Source organism: uncultured Campylobacter sp. (assembly GCF_938040115.1).
GTDB lineage: Bacteria > Campylobacterota > Campylobacteria > Campylobacterales > Campylobacteraceae > Campylobacter_A.
In genome coordinates this window covers 1-5,185 of sequence record NZ_CALHXD010000075.1, presented here as the reverse complement: position 1 = coordinate 5,185, position 5,185 = coordinate 1, and the positions used below count along the sequence as shown (strand labels likewise).

2 protein-coding genes and 1 tRNA gene are annotated in these 5,185 nt (G+C 42.2%); all 3 read left to right on the top strand.

Annotation, left to right across the window (positions count from 1 at the left end):
• The first annotated feature begins 58 nt into the window (after window positions 1-58).
• The 3 genes from Q0314_RS02930 to Q0314_RS02920 all read left to right on the top strand — a co-directional run bounded on the left by Q0314_RS02930 (window position 59) and on the right by Q0314_RS02920 (window position 4,976).
• Window positions 59-4,492 carry an ATP-binding protein gene (locus Q0314_RS02930; protein WP_298056330.1) on the top strand — a complete coding sequence of 1,478 codons (4,434 nt, stop codon included), beginning with the start codon at window positions 59-61 and terminating at the stop codon, window positions 4,490-4,492.
• A gap of 14 nt (window positions 4,493-4,506) precedes the next feature.
• Window positions 4,507-4,887, top strand: a complete 381-nt coding sequence (locus Q0314_RS02925; protein ID WP_005869488.1) for a response regulator — start codon at window positions 4,507-4,509, stop codon at window positions 4,885-4,887.
• Between the two features lie 12 nt (window positions 4,888-4,899).
• Window positions 4,900-4,976: transfer RNA gene (locus Q0314_RS02920), tRNA-Arg, on the top strand.
• Window positions 4,977-5,185 lie beyond the last annotated feature (209 nt).

The window sequence follows — 5,185 nt, the reverse complement described above, 5'->3', positions numbered from 1 at the left end:
CGCGTTTGCATCATATTTCTTGTTTATCTCTTTGCAGGATTACGCCAGAGTGGGAATTTTGCAGCAGCAAATTGCTAAAAATAGTAATCTCGCGGCGTTAGTAGAGCAGGTAGATAAAGAGCGCGGTATCACTTCGGCGTTTTTGGGTAGCGAGGGGAACCCCGGTATGGGAACCCTTCTATCGGGTCAACGCAAAAAAACCGACGATGCGCTTGCAAAGTATAAAGAAAGCAAAAATACCAGAGAAAATGTCGTAAAAAAGACCATTTTTGATATTTTTGCTTACGGCACCGGTAATGACGAGCTTTTGGCTGCCGAGACCGATATAGACGGTTTATTAGACAAACTTCCGCAGGTAAGAAGGGATGTCGATGCTCAAAGCAAAAGCTTCGGTGAGCTTTTCAGCTCATATTTTCAAAAATTCGATGATGATGTAAAAACAATCCAACGAGTGCTAAGAGAGGGTCTTGTAAGCTCAAATATCACCGTTTGGACGGTTTCGTTGCTTAATACTTATGAGGCGATGGATGCCACCGCATCGGAGCGTGACTATATTATCGAATACATTATCGGTAGCAAGGCGATGAATCAGGCGCAGCTAAGGACTTGGGCTAGCTTCAACCTATCTAGTTCGCTCCCTAATTACTACTTCTTGCCGGAATCTGATGCTAGAGCTGCAATTTTAAAAATTCTAGACGGAGAGGAATTTCAAAACGCATTAAGAGAGACTGCTAAAATTTCGGCCACATTACAGCAAGAAGCGGACGAGGGACATTATAGCGTGCCTTTTCAAGAGTGGTTTGCCTCTACTACACTTAAATATAAAAAGTTAAGCGAAATTTCTGAAAAGATCAATGCTGAGCTTGCGACGCATGCCGATACTTACCTAGCGCAAAGGCTAAGAAACCTATTTATCGCTCTTGGTATATGGGTTTTAGCGGCTATTTTGGTCGTTTTTGCCTTGGGTATTACAAGACGTTTAAGACAGAACGTTACCGACCTCGGCAACGTGCTTAGCCGAATCGGCGATTTGACGAACCAGCACGAGCATATCGACGTTAGGACTAGTGAGGGTGTTAACAAGGCGTATTCGCTTATCGAGGATGCGCTTGATCTGATTGCGTATCAAAAGGGCGCTGCGGAGGATGCCAACAAGGCAAAATCGATCTTTTTAGCCAATATGTCGCATGAGATCAGGACGCCGCTTAACGGCATCATCGGCTTTACGGAGCTTCTTAAAAATACCGATCTGGATGAAGAGAAGCGCGATTACGTTGATACCATCGAAAAATCGTCCGAAAACCTTCTAACGATCATTAATAACATTTTGGATGTCTCCAAGATCGAGAGCAATAAGGTCGAGCTTGAGGATATTTTATTCAATCCGATCCAAGACTTTGAAAGCGCCGTTGAAATTTACGTCGCAAAAGCCGCGGAGAAAAATATCGACATCCTGCTCTACATCGATCCTACACTCGTGCACCACCTATACGGAGACATCACGAAGATCAAAGAGGTTCTTATCAATCTCATGTCAAATGCGGTCAAATTTACGCCTGAGCACGGCACTATCGTAGTTGAAATTTTAAGGGAGCCTAGCAAAGCTCCGGGAGAGGCGATCGTAACGTTTAGCGTAGAAGATACCGGCATTGGAATTTCTGAAGATAAGCTCGCAAATGTATTTAACGCCTTCTCTCAGGCCGACTCTACGATCACACGCAAATACGGCGGAACAGGTCTTGGACTTACGATTTCGTCGAAATACGTAGCGATGATGGGCGGTAAGCTTCAGGTTAAATCTACCGTAGGAAAGGGTACTAGATTTTACTTCACCCTTGCTTTTAAAGAGACACAAAAAACTGATGCGGACGCAGTATTTGAAAGTATCAAAGGACTAAATTTTGCGCTTTTAGCCGATAGCGCCGATACGATGTATAATGATATCGTTAAAAACTACATCAGCAAGCTAGGTGGTAAAATTTCGATATTTAATACGAACGCGCAGTTCCGCTCAGCGCAAAATAATAACAAATATGATGCTCTTATCACTAGATTTAAGAATTACGGCGAGGTTAGCGATATATTGAGTATGCCTACGATCTTAACTCTTAAGCCAAAAGAGCTTCAAAGTATTAGTATTTCAAATTCTAAAATTTTTACCCTCACAGAGCCTTTTAACTTAACTAAATTCGTTAAGACGCTAGATAAGATTTCAAAATCCGGAATTGCTCTAAGCAGATCGGATTTTGCTCCACAGACGCATGAGATTAAGCTGGATACCGAGGTAGAAAAGCCTATCGCCCTTGATGAAATGATTATGGAAGAGCCGGTAGTAAAAGAAAGACCTATTATCAACAAGCTTGATGAATTACGACATGCCACTGCTTCATCGGCAGATGAGTTACGCGCTATCTTGCAAAGCAGAAGGCGTACGCATGACGCCGAAGCTCATTCTGCGCATAAAGAGGAGGCTGTTAGTAAGCCTAGTATTGCTCAAGAGCTCAAAAAAGAAGCTCCTAGAGCAGAAGAGCCGGTCATTAAGCCTATAGATATCGAGCCTATGAACGATATTAAGATTGAAAAGACAGAGCCTGAATCGCCAAAGATCGATATTGATGTTCCTGAAATAGTAATCCCGCACACAGAAAAGCCAAAGGTAGAGCCTTCAAGTACAAAGGATGCCCAGACCGATATCGATGAGCCTATATCTTTGGAAATTCCTGATGATTTTGTGGGGCTCAAAACACATGCAACGCAGACCCAGGCTCCTAAAGCCGAAACTCCTAGCATCGATCTTTCTGATATCGAAATAGAGCTTCCTAAGATCAAAAAAGAGGAAGAAGAAGTAAAGGTTGAGCCTACAAAAATAGAAATTCCAAAGGCTAAGGTTGAGACGCCTAAGGCCGAGATTGAAATTCCTGATATAGAGATCGATCTTTCGGATATCAAACCGAGTGCCAAGGTGCAAGAGCCTGCCAAAAAGGTTGAAATTCCAAGCGTAGAAGAAGAAATTCCGGTAGCCGTTAAAACCGAGTCTGAAATTCCTATCGCTAAAGCTTCGAGGCCTGATACTTCAAGTGTTTCTGCTCATGAAGATGAAATTTCAAATGTTAAACTTTCAGAACCTGAAATTCCGACTAAAAAGATAATCGAACCAGAACCTATCGCTGTTGAGCCAGAGCCGGTAGCAATTGAGCCTGAACTAAAACCTATAGAGCCAAAACTTGAAGAGGTTAAACAGGGACCTTCAAATATCGAGTCTGAACCGGTAACGCCAGTAGTAGAACCAGCAGCTCAAAATATGCCTGCCGAAGAGCCGAGTATTGAGCCGGAGTCGGTGTCTATTCCAAAGGTAGAGCCTGCTACTCAAAATGTCCATGTCGAAGAGCCAGAGATCGAGCCTGTTAGCGTAAAAGTCGAACCGGTAGTTATCCCACAACCTGAGGAAGAGGAGATGGTCGAGGTGCCCGTCACCGTATACGAAGACGAGCAGCAGGAAGAAACCATTATGGTCGAAGAGGATGTCGAAGTCGAAGAAGAGGTTGAAGTGCCGGTAGAGCGAAATCCTGCCGATGAAAATGTACCTTTGGTCAATAGAAAATATAACGCTAAAATTCTTATAGCGGAAGATAATGAGATCAACCAAAAGCTTATGAAGCATACGTTAAATAGCTTTAATATGAATTTGACGATAGTCGAAAACGGACTTTTGGCGCTGGAAGCCAGAAAAGCCAATAACGACTATGATCTCATATTTATGGATATTTCGATGCCTGTTATGGACGGTATCGAGTCTACAAAACAGATCAAACAATACGAGCACGAGAATAATCTCCGCCACATCCCGATCGTGGCTGTTACTGCCAATGCGCTAAAGGGCGATAGAGAGAAATTTATGGCAGCAGGGCTTGACGAATACTGCACCAAGCCGATCAAAAAGGATATCTTAGCCCAAATGCTAGATAATTTTATCGGTGATAAACGATCTGATGCAGCGCCTGCCGGTGGAACTACAAAGAAGCTGGTTAAAAAGCTTGTAAAACGCCAGGTACCTAAGACGGTCATTAAAACTGTCAAAGTGCCAAAGACGGTAATGAAGCTAGTTCCTAAAAAAAGCATAGTTTCTGATGACGTAGTGAAAGCTAAGGGTGCGCGCGTGCCGACAAAAGATATACTTATATGCAAGGCAAACATTATGGAAAGTAAAATTTTTGCCAGCATATTAAAACACCAGTATAAAGACGTAGAAATTGCGGGCAATTTCGACCAGCTTATTTCTATGGCGGCTACGGGTAGTTATAAGCTTGTTTTGATTGATAAAAAGCTAGCGGGGCTAGACTTAGCGGCGTTAGAGAGCTTACGCCGAAAAGCGTCTGCGACCAAGCTAGTTCTGTTTTCTAACGACAACGATGAAAATCCACTATTTAGCGAAGTCGCTAGTTACAATATCACCAAGTCGGGTCTTGAGAAACTCGCACAAAAATATATATAAGGATGAGGTCTTAAATGAGAGATTTGAAAGTTTTAACGGTTGATGACGACGCTATAAATTTAAAGCTACTTGAAGTTATGCTAAAAAAATACGGCAAATTCCAAACCATACTCCAAGCCAAAAACGGCTTGGACGCCCTTGCCGTACTCGAAGTTCAGCCCGTTGATTTGATTTTATTAGATATCGTAATGCCTGTGATGAATGGGCTGGAATTTTTAGATAATCTTCACGCTAGAGAAAGTATAGCTCATATCCCCGTCATTGTCCTTACGACGGACGAGACCGCTAAACGAGAGGCTTTAAATAAGGGTGCTTATGACTTTATGACAAAGCCCATCAACGACAAAGATCTTCACAAAAAACTAGACGATGTTATGAATATTATCGGCGATTAAATTGCCGATTTTGTCCTCGTAGCTCAGTAGGATAGAGCGCAAAATTCCTAATTTTGAGGCCACAGGTTCGAATCCTGTCGGGGACACCATCTATCAAATTTTCCTCCTATTTTTAGTTTTTTGATTTTTTTGAAAGCCCTAGAGGCAAAAGAGACAGAAGCATAGCAAATAAAACCCTGGTATTCGGTATGCTTAAAAGAGACAGCAGAGTTTATACTCAGATAAATGGTATATAAAAATTCTGGGGATATGCCAAGCATAGATTATCTAAATTTAAAGGGATAAAAAAAGAGAATTT